Source organism: Curtobacterium sp. MCPF17_021 (assembly GCF_003234605.2).
In the GTDB taxonomy this organism is placed as follows: Bacteria; Actinomycetota; Actinomycetes; order Actinomycetales; family Microbacteriaceae; genus Curtobacterium; species Curtobacterium flaccumfaciens.
In genome coordinates this window covers 968,348-985,002 of the sequence record NZ_CP126252.1, presented here as the reverse complement: position 1 = coordinate 985,002, position 16,655 = coordinate 968,348, and the positions used below count along the sequence as shown (strand labels likewise).

Genomic DNA, 16,655 nt, shown 5'->3' with positions numbered 1-16,655 from the left:
ATCGGGTGACCATGCCCGAGGCCTCCCCGAACACCATCTCGATCGAGGTCGAGCACTTCGACTCCCCCGACGCCCAGCGACTCCGCGCCGCCCAGCGCCTGGAGATCGACCGGGCGCACGGCGGCGACACCGAACCGGGTGAGAAGCCGACCGCCGAGTCGATCGCGGTGTTCTTCGTCGCACGCGACGAGTCCGGGACTCCACTCGGGTGCGGGGGCCTGCGCATCGTCGACGACGGCATCGCCGAGATCAAGCGGATGTACGTCCGACCGGAGTCCCGCGGCTCCGGCGCCGCGGCTGCGTTGCTGCGCCGGCTGGAAGAAGCGGCGCTCGACCTCGGGTCCCCGGCGCTCGTCCTCGAGACGGGCACGGAGCAGCAGCGCGCCGTCGGGTTCTACCAGCGCGAGGGGTTCCGGCGGATCGCGAACTTCGGGCCCTACGTCGGGGCGCCCCTGTCGGTCTGCTTCTCGAAGGTCCTCTAGCCCGCACGAGCCTGCCCGGACCGCGCCGCGCGCAAGCCCGGCTCGCGCGCGCCCGAGCCCGCTCGGCTCTCGGTCACGACGTGCCGTCTGCCCGAGGTCGAGCGGTCACGAACCGTCGCCTGGGCCGGCGCCGAACGACGATCTCTGACCGCTCGAGGCCGTGCGCGCGGGGTGTTGCGACCGCCCGGACCACCCGGACGCCGCCGAGGTCGCACGAAGTGCCGTCCGCGGAGCTCAGCGGCGACAGTTCGTGCGACCTCGGCGAACGCGAACGGCGTGTCGAGCGATCTCGCACGACCCGACCTCGCGCGACCCGATCTCGCACGACCCGATCTCGCGCGACCGCAGGACGAAGCCCGAGCGCCGCAGCCGGAGCCCGGCTAGCGGCGGTCGCTGTCCCCGTCGCCGTCGCGCTGGGCGTCCGGCGAGGACGAGGGCTCCGGCGGCGTGGCACCGGCGACCCGCTCGCCGTAGCGCGGCGGCTCCTCGGGTCGATGCTCCGGCACCGGCGGGGCCGCGGGGGCGGCAGCCGTCTCGGGGGTCTCCCCGTACCGGGGTCCGTCGTTCGTGCCGTAGCGCGGTGGGCCCGAAGGCGCACCCGTCTGCGCGCCGGGGGCCGACGTACCGGGGTGGTGCGGGCCTCCCGGCTGCTGGTGCGGTGTGGCGTGCCCGCCGTACGGCGACTGCTGCTGCGGCGGGACCCCACCGGGGCCCGGACGCCACTGCTGCTGCTGCTGCTGCTGCTGCTGCTGAGGAGCGTCATTCCAGTGCGTGGACGGGGTCGCCCCGTGCTCACCGAGGATGCGCTGCGCCTGCCCGGTCAGCTGCGGGTTGACGACGATCTGGTAGTTCGTGGCGAGCACCTGGTGCACGCTCGTGAAGTCGCGCTGCCGCTTCGTGATCGCGAACGAGACGATGCCGTAGAGCATGCCGAACGCGGCACCGATGATCGCAGCAGCCAGGATCAGGCCGCCGGCGCTCGGCGAGAAGAGCGTGAGCACGATGCCGAAGAAGATGCCGAGCCACAGGCCCGACAGCGCGCCGGCGATGGCGGCACGGCCGTAGGTCATCTTGCCGGTGACCCGCTCGACCGTCTTCAGGTCGTTGCCGACGATCGAGAGCTGGTTGACGGGGAAGTCGGCCTCGGCCAGCTTCGCCACCACGCGCTGCGCGTCGGGGTAGCTGTCGTACGTTCCCAGGACGTCGCCCTTGGGCAGCGTCGGGAACGCCTGGGCGGTCCTGCCGGCGAAGGGGCTCTGATTGCTCACACAGCCATCATTCACCGCACACCTTGCAATCGCACGTGCACTCTCAGGGAAGCAGCCGATCGCAAGCCGTCGACCGGTGCCGTCGGCGGCGCGAGCGAACGCCCACACCCGAGCGACTACGCTGGGTCGGGTGAGCGCCACGAAGGTCTTCGTCGCCCGCCTCGCCGGGTGCTCCGTCTTCGACCCCGCGGGCGACCGCGTCGGCAGGGTCCGGGACGTCCTGGTCGTCTACCGCCGGGCCGATCCCCCGCACGTCGTCGGGCTCATCGTCGAGGTGCCCGGCAAGCGCCGCATCTTCGTGAGCATCGGCCGCATCACCTCCATCGGTGCCGGGCAGGTCATCACGACCGGCCTCGTGAACATGCGCCGCTTCGAGCAGCGTGGCGGCGAGGTCCGCGTCATCGCCGAGATGCTCGGCCGCAAGGTGCTCATCAAGAACCAGCGGATCCGCGCCACCATCGAGGACGTCGCGATCGAGGATCGCGGGCAGGGCGACTGGGAGGTCGCGCAGCTCTTCCTCCGCAAGCCGAAGACGACGCCGTCACCGTTCGGCAAGGGTCCGACGACGTTCGCGACGTGGAACGAGGTCACCGAGGACGAGCTCCCCGGCGAGGCCCAGTCCGCCGAGCACGTCATCGCCGCCTACTCCGACCTGCTGCCCGCCGACCTCGCGTCGACGCTGCTCGACCTGCCCGCCGAGCGCCGGTTCGAGGTCGCCGAGGAGCTCCCGGACGACCGCCTCGCCGACGTGCTCGAGGAGATGCCCGACCAGGAGCGCATCGAGATCCTCACCCGGCTGGTGGATGCCCGCGCCGCCGACGTCCTCGACCAGATGCAGCCGGACGACGCGGCCGACGTCCTCGCCCAGTTCTCCGACGAGCGGAGCGAGGCCCTCCTGCAGCTCATGGAGCCGGAGGAGGCGCAGGACGTCCGCATGCTCCTGGAGTACGAGCCGGACACCGCCGGTGGTCTGATGACCACCGAACCGGTGATCGTCTCGGCCGACGCCACCGTGGCCGAGGGCCTCGCGCTCGTCCGCCGCCACGAGCTCGCGCCGGTGCTCGGCGCCGCCGTCTGCGTCACCCTGCCGCCGTACGAGCCGCCGACCGGTCGGTTCCTCGGGCTCGTGCACTTCCAGCGGATGCTCCGCTACCCGCCGAACGAGCGGCTCGGCACGCTCATCGACCAGCAGACCGAACCGGTCCGGGTCGACGCGAGCGCCGCCGAGGTCACCCGCATCATGGCGACCTACAACCTGCTGTCCGTCCCCGTGGTCGACGACGCCCACCGTCTCGTCGGGGTGGTGACGATCGACGATGTCCTCGACCACGTCCTGCCGGACGACTGGCGAAGTCAGGGCGAGGGGGAACCCTCACCGCTTCCACGCCAACGCCCGCGCAGGACACCCGTGACGACGGGAAGGAGGACCACCCGTGGCCCGAACGGATGACAACCGTCGCGACCGTGACCGCCAAGAGGTCCGGCTCGACTCCCCGAAGGGCATGCGCACGCGTGTGCTCCCCAGCCGCCGGCGTGGTCGCGGGGACACCTTCGGTCGTGCGACCGAGGGCATCGCCCGCGGGATGGGCACGCCGTGGTTCCTCATCGGCCTCACGCTGTTCTGCGTGGTCTGGATGGGCTACAACACCCTGGCGCCGAAGCCGTGGCAGTTCGACTCGGCGGCGATCGGCTTCACGGCTCTGACGCTCGTGCTCTCGCTGCAGGCCTCGTACGCCGCCCCGCTGATCCTGCTCGCGCAGAACCGGCAGGACGACCGCGACCGCGTGCAGTTCGAGCAGGACCGCCAGCGCGCCGAACGCAACCTGGCCGACACCGAGTACCTGGCCCGCGAGGTCGTGGCCCTGCGCCTGGCGATGCGGGACATGGCGTCGAAGGACTTCATCCGCGCCGAGCTCCGCTCCCTGCTCGAGGAGCTCGACCGCCGCGACGCCGACGAGGCCGGCTACGCGGACGAACACGACAGCTCCACCCGTGGCTGACGCCGCCCCCACCGACGAACAGCTCGGCACGGCGGTCCTCGCTGCGCTCGGCCGCGTCATCGACCCCGAGATCCGCCGCCCGGTCACAGAGCTCGACATGATCCGCGGTGTCGACGTGCAGCCAGGAGGCGCGGTGCGCGTCGACCTGCAGCTCACGATCGTGGGGTGCCCCGCCGCCGACACCATCGAGCGCGACGTCCGCGTCGCCGCCGGGTCCGTCCCGGGGGTCGCCGCGGTCGACGTCGACGTGTCCGTGATGGACCCGGCCACTCGTGCCGCGCTGACCGAGCGGCTGCGAGCCGGCCGGCCCAAGGGCATCCAGTTCACCGCGGACTCGCTCACGCGCGTCATCGCCGTCACGAGCGGCAAGGGCGGCGTCGGCAAGTCCACCGTCACCGTGAACCTCGCCGTCGCGCTCGCCCGCCGGGGTCTGCGGGTCGGGGTCGTCGACGTCGACGTGCACGGCTTCAGCGTCCCCGGCCTGATGGGTCTGACCGACGAGCACGGGGTCGCACCCCGCCCGACCCGGGTGGACAGCATGATCCTGCCGCCGGTGGCGCACGACGTGAAGGTCGTGTCGATCGGCATGTTCGTCGACGACGTCTCGACCGCGGTGTCGTGGCGCGGACCGATGCTGCACCGCACCGTGAACCAGTTCCTGACGGACGTGTTCTTCGGCGACCTGGACGTCCTGCTGCTCGACCTGCCCCCGGGCACCGGCGACGTCGCGATCTCGGTGGGGCAGCTGCTACCGCACGCCGAGGTCCTGGTCGTCACGACCCCGCAGGCCGCCGCGGCCGACGTCGCCGAGCGCAGCGGCATCGTCGCCCGGCAGACCGGGCAGCGGGTCATCGGTGTGGTCGAGAACATGGCCGGGCTCGTGCAGCCCGACGGCTCGGTGCTGCACCTGTTCGGCGAGGGTGGTGGCGCCGAGACCGCCGCACGGCTGTCCCGTGGCCAGGACGCCCCCGTCCCGGTGCTCGGCAGCGTGCCGCTGTCGGTGCCACTGCGCGAGGGCGGCGACGCCGGGGTACCCGTGGTGCTCGGCAGCCCGGAGGACCCGGCCGCGGCGGCCCTGACCGCGATCGCCGACCGGATCACCACGATGGGACGCGGGCTCGCCGGCCGGAAGCTCGGGTTGTCGCTGTCCTAGGCTCGGGGCATGAGCACCGATCACGTCGATGTCGACTGGGACCACGCACGCGCCACGAACCGCGCGAACTGGGACGACCGGGTGCCGATCCACGAGGGCGCCTACGCGATCGACGCCCTCGCCGACCCCGGCCACCGCTCGGACGTCGTCCGCGAGGACCTGCCGGCCCTGACGCCCTGGTTGCCGAACGGCTCGCTCACGGGCCTCGACGTCTGTCACCTGCAGTGCCACATCGGCACCGACACGGTGTCGCTCGCCCGCGAGGGTGCCCGACTGACCGGTGTCGACTTCTCCCCCGCCGCCCTCGCCTCGGCCGCCGGACTCGCATCGCGCCTCGGGCTCGACGTCACCTGGGTCGAGACCGACGTCCTCGATGCCCGGGCCGCCGTCACCGGTGACTTCGACGTCGTGTACACGAGCATCGGCACGATTTGCTGGCTCCCCGACCTCGACCGCTGGGCTGCGCAGGTCGCCGGCCTGCTCCGCCCCGGCGGGGTGTTCTTCATCCGCGACGGACACCCGGCGCTGTACGCCCTCGACGAGGACGCCGACGAGCTCGTCACCCGGTACCGGTACTTCCCGGACGGCACCGCGCAGCAGTGGGACGACGCCGGCACCTACGCCGGTGACGGCACGGTGGCGAACACCCGCACCTTCGAGTGGCCGCACCCGCTGTCCGAGATCGTGAACGCCCTGCTCGGTGCCGGGCTGCGGCTCCGACGACTCGACGAGGGCCGGACCCTGCCGTGGCGCTTCAGCTCCCGCATGGTCGAGACCGACACCGGCTCGTGGGCCTGGCCGGAACACGACCGCGATCGGATCCCCACGACCTACACGATCGTCGCCACCCGCGACTGACGACGCAACCCCCTGACGGACTGGAGGCCCGGTGCCAGCTGGCACCGGGCCTCCAGTCCGTCGCGTGGGGACGTGACGGGCGTCAGGTCGCCTCGGCGTCGAAGGGTGCCGGTTCACCGGCGGCTAGGGGCACGACGGGAGCCGTCGCGCGCACCTTGGAGGCCGTCACCTGCGCGGTCTGCACGGCGGCCGCACTGGAACCGGAGTCGAGCAGGGCGTCTCGGATGATGCGGCGCGGGTCGTACTGGCGCGGGTCGAGCTTCTGCCACTCGATGTCGTCGAACTCTGGGCCCATCTCGTCGCGCATCCGCTCCTTCGCGGTGTCGGCGAACCGACGCACGGCCTTGACGAACTCGGCCAGCTTCTGGGCGTACATCGGCAGGCGCTGCGGCCCGAGCAAGAGGACGCCGATGACCCCGATGATCAGGATCTTGTCGAGCGGGATGTCCACGCGAGCGAGCCTAACGCGTGCTGCTGCGTTGCACCTCTAGAGTTGTCTCCCGAACGGAGTGTGCGTGTCAGAGAAAGAGTCGAACTGGAAGTTCGCCGAGGACATCGTCTCGGAGACCGAGGCGATCGCCCGTGCTCGTGAGCACTCCCTGGAACTCGGGGTCGAAGCGATCTCGCCCGCGATCGGTGCGCAGATCGGGGTCATCGCCGCAGCCTCGCGAGCCACGAGCATCATCGAGATCGGCACCGGCCTCGGGGTCTCCGGCCTGTACCTGCTCGCCGGCGCCCCGAACGCGACCCTGACGACGATCGACGTCGAGGTCGACCACCAGCAGTTCGCCCGCGACGCCTACATCAGCGCCGGCACCGCTCCCGCACGGATCCGGCTCATCCCCGGTCGGGCGAACCAGGTGCTCCCCCGCATGAACGAGGCCTCGTACGACGTCGTCCTCGTCGACGCCGACCCCGAGCACGTCATCGAGTACGTCGAGCACGGTCTCCGGCTCGCCCGCCTGGGTGGCACCGTCCTGGTGCCGCACGCCCTGTGGCGCGGACGCGTGGCCGACCCGGTGAAGCGCGACCGCGCCACCACGGACTTCCGGCTGCTCCTGACCGAGGTGTCGACCTCGGGTGCGGTGCGCAGCGCGCTGTCGCCCGCCGGTGACGGGCTGCTGCAGTTGACGAAGGTCACCAACTAGCGCTCGACCCGCCGGCGCTCGCGCAGGTCAGTCGAGGTGCCGCAGGTACCGCTCCGGGGACTCGAGGAACGCCCGCTGGTTCCGCACCAGGTCGAGGTCGCGCCACTCGGTGCGCCGCAGGCCCCACTCGCCGACCTCGTGGATCTCGGCCCCGGGGAACGCGGCGAGCACGGGTGAGTGGGTCGAGAGCACGACCTGGCCGACACCCGTCTCGACGATGGACTGCAGGAGCCCGATGAGCGCCAGGCACCCCGAGAACGACAGGGCGGACTCCGGCTCGTCGAGGATCCAGAGCCCGGGCCACTGCGATCGGTGGATCACGAAGTCGAGGAACGACTCACCGTGGCTCCGCTCGTGGAACAGCGGCTCGGCTCCCCCGGGGTGCTGTTCAAGGTAGGTGAAGACCCCGTGCATGGTCTCCGCCCGCAGGAAGAAGCCGGACCGCACAGCGCCGGGTTCCCGGTGCAGGGCGATGTGCTCCCAGAGCTGCGATTCGCTCGGGCGGGTGCTGTGCCCGGACTTCGTCGAACCGCCCTCGGGCCCCATGCCGAAGGCGAGCGCCATCGCCTCGACCAGGGTCGACTTGCCGGCACCGTTCTCACCGACCAGCACCGTCACCGGAGCGAGGTCGAGCCCGTCGTCGAGCAGCTGCCGGACAGGCGAAAGGGTCGCCGGCCAGACGTCGCGCGGCATCGGGTCGGGCGCGTACTCCTCGACGCGGCGGATCGGCAGTCTCGTCCTCGGCACGGCCCCATCCTGCCGGAGCCGACCGACAGCACCGGGGACGCTCCCGCCGTGGGATCATCGGCAGACAGACGGAAGGCCCGGAGCGTACACGCTCCGGGCCGTCCGTTCTGGTGCTTCGACGTACTAGGCCGAGACGACCTCAGCGAGTGCGTCGTGGAGTTCCTTGGCCTCGGCATCGTTGACCGAGACGACCAGGCGGCCTCCACCTTCGAGCGGAACCCGCACGATGATGAGTCGACCCTCCTTAACAGCCTCCATCGGCCCGTCACCGGTCCTCGGCTTCATGGCTGCCATCAGATGTCCCCTTTCGTGCAGTAAATGCAGCCCCATTATCCCGTATGGAGGGGGCAACTGCGAAACCGCCCAGGTTGGGGGTGTCGGATGCCCCGTCCGGATGCTCCGCAGAACGCGGTTCCACGGGCCTCCGGCGCCCCGCATCGATCACGGCGGGGTCCAGTCGTAGCCGTCGATCCACCACGTGTAGTACAGCCAGACCCACTGCAGCCCGACGAACGCGACGACGACGGCCACGCGGTACACCCGCGACCGCGGCAGCGCCACGATCCCGAGCAGCGGTGCGATCGGCACGAGGATGCGCCAGGTGCTCGACTGCGGGAAGAACACCGCGAGCAGGTACACGAGGTACGCCACGCCCCAGAGTCGGAGCTCGATGCCGATCCGGCGTGCGGCGGGCATACACACGAACGCCGCGAACCCGACGAGCACGACGACGAGCAGCACCGTGCCGGCCGGCTGCCCGAACCACCACCCGAACCCCTGCACCCACGGCGCGAACGGCACGAGTTCCTTCCACCCGATGTAGGACGACCGCCAGGCGAGCTCGGTGTCGGTGTAGGCCTTCGGCACCCCGGTGACCGCCCACGCGATCGCAGGCCAGGCCAGACCGACCAGGCCCGACACCGTGGCGACCACCACGGGGGGCACGAGTCGGCGGAGGGTCAGCGGTTCCGACGAGCGCACCCACGCCGGGCGGATCGCCCAGGCGGCCACGAAGAGCACCACCAGGAACGCGAAGGCGAGCCCCGTCGGTCGGGTCATGCCGAGCAGGAGCACGACGGGCAGCATCGCCCACCACCGTCGATCCACCATGAGCAGCAGCGCGACGAGCAGCAGGAACAGGCCCATCGACTCCGCGTAGGCCACCTGGAACATCGCCGACACCGGTGCGACACAGAACAGCACCGTGGCGAACGTCGCCCGTGCGGGGTCGAGGAACCGGCCCATGAGTCGGCGGAACACCAGCGCGGCCCCGAGTCCGGCGAGCAACGACACCGAGACCGCGACGAACTCGAACGACGCTCCGGTGAGCAGCGTGAGCGCCCGCACCAGGAACGGGTACGCGGGCATGAACGCCCACGCGTTCTCGGTCACGTGCCCGGCGGCGTCGACGGGCAGCGTCGACGGGTACCCGCCCGTGGCGATCACGCGGTACCAGGCACCGTCCCAGATCGACGCGAACGACAGGTAGCCCGGGCTCTGCACGGTGAACGAGTTCGCCGCCTGCACGCGGGCGAACGCGAGCATCATGGCGCCTGTGACGAGCCGCGCCAGCACGTAGACGACCGTGATGCGCACCCACCACGGGATGACCCGGTACCGGGCCCGCCAGCGGTTCCGAGCAGGGGTCCTCCGGGTGGCCCCCGCCGTCGTCAGGCCGTCAGCCACCGACGCAGCCCGGCCTCGACCGCGGTGATCTGCGCGACCGGGACCTGCTCGTCGTCGTGGTGGGCGAAGACCGGCTCGCCGGGGCCGTAGTTGACCGCGGGGACCCCGAGCGCCGAGAAGCGTGCGACGTCGGTCCAGCCGTACTTCGGACGGGGCTCCGGTCCGCCGACGGCCGCGACGAAGTCCTGCGCGAGTGGGGCATCGAGTCCGGGGCGGGCACCGGCGGCGAGGTCGACGATCGTGACCTCGTACCCGTCGAACAGCTCGCGGATGTGGGCGACGGCTTCGTCGGCCGAGCGCGAGGGTGCGAACCGGTAGTTCACGTGCACCATCGCCTCGTCGGGGATGATGTTGCCCGCGATGCCGCCGCTGATGCCGACCGCGTTCAGGCCTTCGCGGTACTCGAGCCCGTCGACCGTGACGGTGCGGGGCTCGTAGGCGGCCAGGGTGGCCAGGATCGGGGCGGTCTTGTGGATCGCGTTGTCGCCGATCCAGCTCCGGGCGCTGTGCGAACGCTTGCCGAACGTACGGATCTCGGCGCGGAGGTTGCCGTTGCACCCGCCCTCGATCTGCGCCCCGGACGGCTCGCCCAGGATCGCGAAGTCGGCGGTGAGGAGTTCGGGTCGTGTCCGGGCCAGGCGGCCGAGGCCGTTCAGGGCGTCGCTGACCTCCTCGTGGTCGTACCAGACCCAGGTGACGTCGACCGAGGGGTCGACCAGGTCGTACGCCAGCTTGAGCTGCACCGCGCAGCCGGCCTTCATGTCGACGGTGCCGCGGCCCCAGAGGATCTCGGTGCCGTCCTCGGTGGTCCGGAACTCGGTCGGCAGGTTGTCGTTGAGCGGCACCGTGTCGATGTGACCGGCGATGACGACCCGGCGGTCACGGCCCAGGTTCGTCCGCGCCACGATGGCGTCGCCGTCGCGGATCACGTCGAGGTGCGGCAGCGGTGCGAGCACCGCCTCGATCGCGTCGGCGAGGGCCTGCTCGTTGCCGGACACCGACTCGATGTCGCAGATGGCACGGGTGATGTCGATGGACGAGGCGGTGAGGTCGAGGTGCTCCGGCATGCGGGCAGCCTACCGGCCGTCCCTCGCACCGCCCCGGCAGTCCGGACGGTCGGGAACCCCACCGCCCCGGCGGTCCGGACGGTCGGGAACCCCACTGCCCCGGCCGTCCGGCCGGACGGTGCCCGCCGACGGCCGCTCGGTACCCTGGAGCCGTGACCGACACGACTGCCTCCGACCGCCCGACCCACGCCTGGGGCCACGGCCTCGCGACGATCGCCGCCGACGGCACGACGCTCGACACCTGGTACCCGGAGACGCACCTCGGGGCGCTGCCCGCCGGCGCCGTGTTCCCCGCCGAGCTGCAGGCGCACGTCGGTGACGACCCCCGCCGCGAGGTCCGGATCGAGGCCGTCACCACCGAGATCACGATCGACGCCGGCCCCACGAGCACCCCGGACGCGTACCTCCGCCTGCACCTGCTGAGCCACCTGCACGTCCGCCCGAACGAGGTCTCCCTCGACGGCGTCTTCGGCCACCTGCCGATCGTCGCGTGGACGAACGCCGGCCCGGTGCACCCCGAGTCCCTGACGCGCCTGCGCCCGTCCCTGCAGCGCGCCGGCATCGCCGTGCACGCCATCGACAAGTTCCCGCGCCTGCTCGACTACGTCGTGCCGGACCGCGTCCGCATCGGCGACGCCAACCGCGTCCGCCTCGGCGCGCACCTGGCACCGGGCACGACCGTCATGCACGAGGGCTTCGTCAACTTCAACGCCGGCACCCTCGGTGACGCCATGATCGAGGGCCGCGTCTCGCAGGGCGTCGTCGTCGGCAACGGCACCGACATCGGCGGCGGCGCCTCGATCATGGGCACGCTGTCCGGCGGCGGCACGCACCGTGTCTCGCTCGGCGAGCGCGCGCTGCTCGGCGCGAACGCGGGCCTCGGCATCTCGCTCGGTGACGACTCCGTCATCGAGGCCGGTCTCTACGTCACGGCCGGCACGAAGGTGGTGCTGGTCGGCGCGGCACCGAACCCCGACGGCACCCCGAAGACCGTCAAGGCCGCGGAGCTCTCCGGCACCCCGAACATCCTGTTCCGCCGCAACAGCATCAGCGGCGCCGTCGAGGCACTGCAGCGGAAGGGCGAGGGCATCCAGCTGAACACCGCGCTGCACGCGTAGCACCCGAGGGCTCCCCTGCCTGATATTTCTTCTCTTGCACGTCACGTTTCACCTCGGTACGGTGAGGTCAGCGTCGCACTGTCGCGGCGCTACGAGCCAAGGGGAGAACATGTCACTTCGCACCACCGGCATCACGCTCGGGGCGACCGTCGCGATCATCGCGTCGAGCGTGCTCGTCGCGCCGTCCGCGCAAGCAGTCGACCGGTCCGCGCCCAGCAGCGCGGCCGGTCAGTCGACAGCACAACCGCAGACGGACGTCACGCCGGAGCAACTGGACGTCGCCGTCGCTGAAGCCCGCGCCAGCGGGTACGTCATCGACGAGCAGATCGGGCGTGACGGCGCGCGCACGACCACCATCGAGCTGGGAGACGGCTTCTCGTTCGACATCGTGCAGGGCGATCCTCGAGCTCGTCTCGGTGCGGGCAGCGACAAGTACGGAACCTACGTCTCCTTCAACGCCACTGATCAGTCCGCGATCATCAGCGGTGCTGGCTGGGCGCTGGGCGCAGGTGTCTGCGCCATCAGCGCCGGGACGTTCTGCGTGGTGGCCGGAGCGATCATCGCCGCCGCGACGTGGGCAGTGACCACCAACGGGATCCGATGCGGATCGAAGTCCCTCCGTATCTACCCCTTCAACGGCTCACGGAATCCCCGATGTGTGTGAGGCCACGACCGGTCGGAGTCAGCTGATGCAGGTACTCGTCGCGACCGCCGTCAGCATCTGCCTGGTGGCGTTCGCCGTCGTCGTCACGACGTCTCCAGCGACGGCAGGACTGTGGACGAGCAACGCTCTGGGGACGGTCGCGCTCTTCGCAGCGATCCTGATCACCGGGACCGCGATCCGGCATCACCGGAAGCGGCCCTGAAACGATGCCTGGAGGCCCGGTGCCGGTCCGCGAGACCGGCACCGGGCCTCCTTTCCGTCACTTGGTGAGCAGCAATGGTCGGGTCCTCTCGCAGGACCCGACCATTGCTGCTCACCAAGCGCGCTAGCGCCCGGGGACGTCGCGCTCGGGTGCACCCACGTAGAGCTGCTGCGGGCGACCGATCTTGTTGAGCGGGTCGTTGTTCAGCTCGCGCCACTGGGCGATCCAGCCCGGCAGGCGACCGATGGCGAACAGGACGGTGAACATCCGCGGCGGGAAGCCCATCGCCTTGTAGATGATGCCGGTGTAGAAGTCGACGTTCGGGTAGAGCTTGCGGCTGACGAAGTACTCGTCCTCGAGCGCGATCTGCTCGAGTTCCATCGCGATGTCGAGCAGGTCGTCCTGCACGCCGAGGGACTCGAGGACCTCGTGCGCGGACTCCTTGACGAGCTTCGCGCGCGGGTCGTAGTTCTTGTAGACGCGGTGCCCGAAGCCCATGAGCTTGACGCCCTGCTCCTTGTTCTTCACCCGCTCGACGAAGCGCGTCACGGGCTCGCCCGAGTCCTTGATCTGCTGGAGCATCTCGAGCACGGCCTCGTTCGCACCGCCGTGCAGCGGGCCGTACAGGGCGTTGATGCCGGCCGAGATCGAGGCGAACATGTTCGCCTTCGTCGAGCCGACCATGCGCACCGTCGAGGTCGAGGCGTTCTGCTCGTGGTCCTCGTGCAGGATGAGGAGCCGCTCGAGCGCCTTCGAGAGCACCGGGTTGGGCTTGTAGGTCTCGGCCATGGTGCCGAAGTTCAGCCGCAGGAAGTTGTCGACGAACGACAGCGAGTTGTCCGGGTACAGGAACGCCTGCCCGATGGCCTTCTTGTGGGCGTAGGCCGCGATCACCGGGAGCTTGGCGAGGAGCCGGACGGTCTGCAGCTCGACCTTCTCGGGGTCGTCCACGTCCATGTCGTCCTCGTAGTACGTGGACAGGGCGCTGACGGCGCTCGAGAGCACGGACATCGGGTGCGCCGAGTGCGGCAGGGCGTCGAACAGACGGCGGAGGTCTTCGTGCAGCAGGGTGTGCCGACGGATGCGGGCGTCGAACTGCTCGAGCTCGGTGGGGGTCGGCAGCTCGCCGTATATCAGGAGCCACGCGACCTCGAGGAACGTGCAGTTCCCGGCGATCTGGTCGATGGGGTACCCGCGGTAGCGCAGGATCCCCTGGTCGCCGTCGATGTAGGTGATCGCGCTCTTCGTCGCACCGGTGTTCACGAACCCGTAGTCGAGCGTGTTCATCCCGGTCTGCTTCTTGAAGGTCGAGATGTCGATCGCGGACGCGCCGTCGACGCTCTGCAGGATCGGGAACTCCGCCGTGCCACCCGGGAACGTCAGCGTCGCGGTCGCGCCCTGCTGTTCGGCGGCGGGACTCACGGGGACGGGCGTGGTGGGCGGTGTGGCCGTCTTCTGAGCGTCATTGGCAGTGTCAGTCACGAGGACAGCCTAATCGCGGCACCTGTCGGTCGTGCACACATCCCAGGTGACGATTTGGTGGTTCCCACGGATTGCGGGCACCACCGGAACGACTCGTGTCCGTGCTACGCGGTGCCGAGGCGACGGCTGCTCGCCAGTCGCTGCGACGCTGCGGCGATGCGCTCGTCGGTCGCCGTCAGGGCCACGCGGACGTGCTCTCCCCCTGCTGCGCCGTAGAACGTGCCCGGTGCGACGAGGATCCCGCGGTCGGCGAGCCAGGCCACGGTGTCGAGAGCGGGTTCGCCGCGGGTGGCCCAGAGGTAGAGCCCGGCCTCGCTGTGGTCGATCCGGAACCCGGCATCCTCGAGTGCTCGCCGGAGCATGGTCCGTCGCGCCCGGTAGCGGGCCTTCTGCTGCTGCACGTGGGTCTCGTCCTGCAGCGCGACGACCATGGCCTGCTGCACGGGCAGCGGCGGCATGAGCCCGGCGTGCTTCCGGACGGCCAGGACGTCGGCCAGGATCGCGGCGTCACCGGCGACGAAGGCCGCACGGTAGCCGGCGAGGTTCGACTGCTTCGACAGCGAGTACACGCTCAGCACGCCGTCGAGCGAGTCGCCGACGACCCGGGGGTCGAGGATCGTGGGCGTCGGCGTGGTGGCGTACTCCGGCTCCCACCCGAGCTCGGCGTAGCACTCGTCGCCGACGATGACGGCTCCGAGCTCGCGGGCGCGCACCACGGCGGCACGGAGTTCGTCGAGGGTCAGCACGCGGCCGTCCGGGTTGCCCGGGGAGTTCAGCCACACGAGCTTCGTGGTGGACGGCCACGCCGCGGGGTCGTCCGAGGCCAGGGCATCGGCGCGGACCAGTGCGGCGCCGAGCTCGTACGTCGGGTACGCGGCGGCCGGGAACACCACGGTGTCACCGGGGCCGATGCCGAGCCAGAGCGCCAGGCCCGCGATGAACTCCTTCGAGCCGATCGTCGGCAGCGCGTTCGCCTCGGTCAGGGTGACGCCGTGCCGCCGGCCGTACCAGTCCGCGATGGCCTGCCGCAGCGCCGGGGTGCCGGCGACCTGCGGGTAGGCGTGCGCGTCGGTCGCGGTGGCCAGAGCGGTGCGGACGACCTCGGGCGTGGGGTCGACGGGCGATCCGACGCTGAGGTCGACGATGCCGCCCTCGTACGCCGCGGCGCGCTGCTTGAACGGGACGAGCTGGTCCCAGGGGAAGTCGGGGAGGTCGAGCGCCACGAGGGGGGTCCGGTCAGCCGCGGACGGGCTCGGCCGCGACGACGGGGTGGTCCTTGTGGATCACGCCGACCTTCGCAGCGCCGCCGGGCGACCCGACCTCGTCGAAGAACTCGACGTTGGCCTTGTAGTAGTCGGCCCACTGGTCGGGCAGGTCGTCCTCGTAGTAGATGGCCTCGACGGGGCAGACCGGCTCACACGCACCGCAGTCGACGCACTCGTCGGGGTGGATGTAGAGCGAGCGGTCGCCCTCGTAGATGCAGTCGACCGGGCATTCGTCGATGCAGGCGCGGTCCTTGACGTCGACACACGGCTGGGCGATCACGTAGGTCACGGTTCGGGTGCTCCCTTCGACGAGCGGCTTCGAGTCTACTCGCGGCCCGGGGCCGTCCGGGACCGCAGCCCCGACAGGTCCGGCCACGCGAGGACCAGGGCTGCGATGACCGCGGGGGCGAAGGTCCAGACGTACCCGGCCGCGTTGGCGAGGACGAGCGGCGAGCTCTCCCCGCCGACCGACACGAGCACCTGCGTCGCGACGAGGATCCCGATGCCGATCGCGGCGACCATCGCCCGCGAGCGGTAGACGAGCCGCACGCCCACGGTCAGGCCGAGCACGATGAGGGTGGTGACGACGAGCCCGACCGGGAACGCGCCGAGCGTCTGCTGGTGTGTGACCGTCCCGAGGCCACCGGCGAGCAGCCCGAGCAGCAGCGAGACGACGACCGCCGCGGCCTTGCCCTGGCCGGACATCTCGGCGTAGGTCTGCGGCGCCGCCGGCTGCGGGGCCGCGTCGTGCCGGAACGCCTCGACCGCCGGGGCGTGCTGCCGGACGCCGTGCGGCATCACCCACGACAGGGCCGCGGGGTCGGCGGGGTCCACGGGGTCGACGGCGACCTGGGAGTGGTACTGCTCGACGGCCGCACGCACCTTGGCCCGGACCGGCAGGACGTCGACCGTGACGTCGGCCTGGCCGCTGGCGGGGTCGACGATCGTCGAGAACGGGACCTCTTCGGCACGGGCCGCGTACTGCGCCGCGTGGTGCATCCGCACGTGGTCAGGGTGCCCGTAGCCGCCGTCGTCGGCGTAGCTGATCACGGCGTCGGCACCGGAGGAGCGGATCGCGGCGCGGACGTCGTCGACGACCTCGCCCAGGTCGGCCGCCGTCAGCGAGTCCGGCGAGGCGTCGTCCGCGGCGGTGGCCCGCCCGTCCGGGCCCCACTGCATGCCCGAGTCGACGTAGCGACGCTCCGGCAGGTCGGTCGGCCGCGCACCGCGCCCGCCGAGCCACAGGTGCTGCGGCCCGCCGAGGGCGGCGAGGGCCGCATCGATCTCGGTCTCCCGGTGCCGTGCCACCCGCGCGGGGTCGCCCGCCAGCGGGGCCAACTGCTCCGTGAGCATCTCACCGCGCTCGCCCCGGGTCGCGGTGAGCACGGTCACCTCGGCGCCGCGCTCGAGCAGGGTCGCGATGGTCCCGCCCGACGAGAGCGTCTCGTCGTCGGGGTGGGCGTGCACGATCAGGACGCGCTCGGGGCGCGTGGCGGGGACCTTCGACATCGTCCC

General features: G+C 71.2%; 19 protein-coding genes. 9 read left to right on the top strand and 10 right to left on the bottom strand.

Annotated features, from left to right (window positions below):
- Nucleotides 1-11 precede the first annotated feature (11 nt).
- Nucleotides 12-482 carry a GNAT family N-acetyltransferase gene (locus DEJ29_RS04800; RefSeq protein WP_071405472.1) on the top strand — a complete coding sequence of 157 codons (471 nt, stop codon included), beginning with the start codon at nt 12-14 and terminating at the stop codon, nt 480-482.
- A gap of 380 nt (nt 483-862) precedes the next feature.
- Here the strand turns inward: DEJ29_RS04800 and DEJ29_RS04795 are convergent, their stop codons facing one another.
- Nucleotides 863-1,750, bottom strand: coding sequence for a YflT domain-containing protein (locus DEJ29_RS04795; protein WP_111094755.1), 888 nt, complete (start codon nt 1,748-1,750; stop codon nt 863-865).
- A gap of 130 nt (nt 1,751-1,880) precedes the next feature.
- Between DEJ29_RS04795 and DEJ29_RS04790 the strand changes: the two genes are divergently transcribed.
- Genes DEJ29_RS04790 through DEJ29_RS04775 form a run of 4 tightly spaced genes read left to right on the top strand, consistent with a single transcriptional unit; the run spans nt 1,881 to nt 5,761 of the window.
- On the top strand, nt 1,881-3,200 hold the full coding sequence (locus DEJ29_RS04790) for a magnesium transporter MgtE N-terminal domain-containing protein (RefSeq protein ID WP_027464574.1): 1,320 nt from the start codon (nt 1,881-1,883) through the stop codon (nt 3,198-3,200).
- A 52-nt stretch (nt 3,201-3,252) separates the two neighbouring features.
- A complete protein-coding gene (locus DEJ29_RS04785) occupies nt 3,253-3,750 on the top strand; it encodes a DUF1003 domain-containing protein (RefSeq protein WP_042539423.1) in 498 nt (165 codons plus the stop codon).
- On the top strand, nt 3,743-4,903 hold the full coding sequence (locus tag DEJ29_RS04780) for a P-loop NTPase (RefSeq protein WP_111094754.1): 1,161 nt from the start codon (nt 3,743-3,745) through the stop codon (nt 4,901-4,903). Before DEJ29_RS04785 ends, DEJ29_RS04780 begins: the two co-directional genes overlap by 8 nt.
- Before the next feature lie 9 nt (nt 4,904-4,912).
- Nucleotides 4,913-5,761: a class I SAM-dependent methyltransferase gene (locus DEJ29_RS04775; protein ID WP_111094753.1), complete on the top strand. Its 849-nt coding sequence runs from the start codon at nt 4,913-4,915 to the stop codon at nt 5,759-5,761.
- An 82-nt stretch (nt 5,762-5,843) separates the two neighbouring features.
- Here the strand turns inward: DEJ29_RS04775 and DEJ29_RS04770 are convergent, their stop codons facing one another.
- On the bottom strand, nt 5,844-6,212 hold the full coding sequence (locus DEJ29_RS04770) for a twin-arginine translocase TatA/TatE family subunit (protein ID WP_110894138.1): 369 nt from the start codon (nt 6,210-6,212) through the stop codon (nt 5,844-5,846).
- Nucleotides 6,213-6,276: 64 nt separating this feature from the next.
- Between DEJ29_RS04770 and DEJ29_RS04765 the strand changes: the two genes are divergently transcribed.
- Nucleotides 6,277-6,909: an O-methyltransferase gene (locus DEJ29_RS04765; RefSeq protein WP_017887052.1), complete on the top strand. Its 633-nt coding sequence runs from the start codon at nt 6,277-6,279 to the stop codon at nt 6,907-6,909.
- Nucleotides 6,910-6,936: 27 nt separating this feature from the next.
- On the opposite strand, the gene DEJ29_RS04760 is transcribed toward DEJ29_RS04765, so the two are convergent.
- The 4 genes from DEJ29_RS04760 to dapE all read right to left on the bottom strand — a co-directional run bounded on the left by DEJ29_RS04760 (nt 6,937) and on the right by dapE (nt 10,409).
- On the bottom strand, nt 6,937-7,656 hold the full coding sequence (locus tag DEJ29_RS04760) for an AAA family ATPase (RefSeq protein WP_111094752.1): 720 nt from the start codon (nt 7,654-7,656) through the stop codon (nt 6,937-6,939).
- A gap of 123 nt (nt 7,657-7,779) precedes the next feature.
- Nucleotides 7,780-7,950: a DUF3117 domain-containing protein gene (locus DEJ29_RS04755; protein ID WP_017887054.1), complete on the bottom strand. Its 171-nt coding sequence runs from the start codon at nt 7,948-7,950 to the stop codon at nt 7,780-7,782.
- Between the two features lie 147 nt (nt 7,951-8,097).
- Entirely contained in the window at nt 8,098-9,342 is a 1,245-nt protein-coding gene (locus DEJ29_RS04750) for a hypothetical protein (protein ID WP_111094778.1), read from the bottom strand.
- A complete protein-coding gene (gene dapE, locus DEJ29_RS04745; protein ID WP_111094751.1) occupies nt 9,327-10,409 on the bottom strand; it encodes a succinyl-diaminopimelate desuccinylase in 1,083 nt (360 codons plus the stop codon). The genes DEJ29_RS04750 and dapE overlap by 16 nt, the downstream gene beginning before the upstream one ends.
- A gap of 152 nt (nt 10,410-10,561) precedes the next feature.
- Between dapE and dapD the strand changes: the two genes are divergently transcribed.
- The 3 genes from dapD to DEJ29_RS04730 are packed head-to-tail and all read left to right on the top strand — an operon-like array spanning nt 10,562 to nt 12,393.
- Entirely contained in the window at nt 10,562-11,527 is a 966-nt protein-coding gene (gene dapD / locus DEJ29_RS04740; RefSeq protein WP_111094750.1) for a 2,3,4,5-tetrahydropyridine-2,6-dicarboxylate N-succinyltransferase, read from the top strand.
- 34 nt (nt 11,528-11,561) lie between these two features.
- The gene (locus tag DEJ29_RS04735) at nt 11,562-12,191 is read left to right on the top strand and encodes a hypothetical protein (RefSeq protein WP_220037327.1); all 630 of its coding nucleotides are present in this window, start codon (nt 11,562-11,564) and stop codon (nt 12,189-12,191) included.
- 25 nt (nt 12,192-12,216) lie between these two features.
- Nucleotides 12,217-12,393 (top strand): hypothetical protein, encoded by a 177-nt coding sequence (locus tag DEJ29_RS04730; protein WP_163343370.1) that lies wholly within the window; start codon nt 12,217-12,219, stop codon nt 12,391-12,393.
- A 123-nt stretch (nt 12,394-12,516) separates the two neighbouring features.
- On the opposite strand, the gene DEJ29_RS04725 is transcribed toward DEJ29_RS04730, so the two are convergent.
- The 4 genes from DEJ29_RS04725 to DEJ29_RS04710 all read right to left on the bottom strand — a co-directional run bounded on the left by DEJ29_RS04725 (nt 12,517) and on the right by DEJ29_RS04710 (nt 16,649).
- Nucleotides 12,517-13,815, bottom strand: coding sequence for a citrate synthase (locus DEJ29_RS04725; protein ID WP_111022616.1), 1,299 nt, complete (start codon nt 13,813-13,815; stop codon nt 12,517-12,519).
- Nucleotides 13,816-13,979: 164 nt separating this feature from the next.
- Nucleotides 13,980-15,098, bottom strand: coding sequence for a succinyldiaminopimelate transaminase (gene dapC, locus DEJ29_RS04720; RefSeq protein WP_111094748.1), 1,119 nt, complete (start codon nt 15,096-15,098; stop codon nt 13,980-13,982).
- Between the two features lie 13 nt (nt 15,099-15,111).
- A complete protein-coding gene (gene fdxA, locus DEJ29_RS04715) occupies nt 15,112-15,429 on the bottom strand; it encodes a ferredoxin (protein ID WP_017887060.1) in 318 nt (105 codons plus the stop codon).
- A 35-nt stretch (nt 15,430-15,464) separates the two neighbouring features.
- Nucleotides 15,465-16,649: a PIG-L family deacetylase gene (locus DEJ29_RS04710; RefSeq protein ID WP_111094747.1), complete on the bottom strand. Its 1,185-nt coding sequence runs from the start codon at nt 16,647-16,649 to the stop codon at nt 15,465-15,467.
- Nucleotides 16,650-16,655 lie beyond the last annotated feature (6 nt).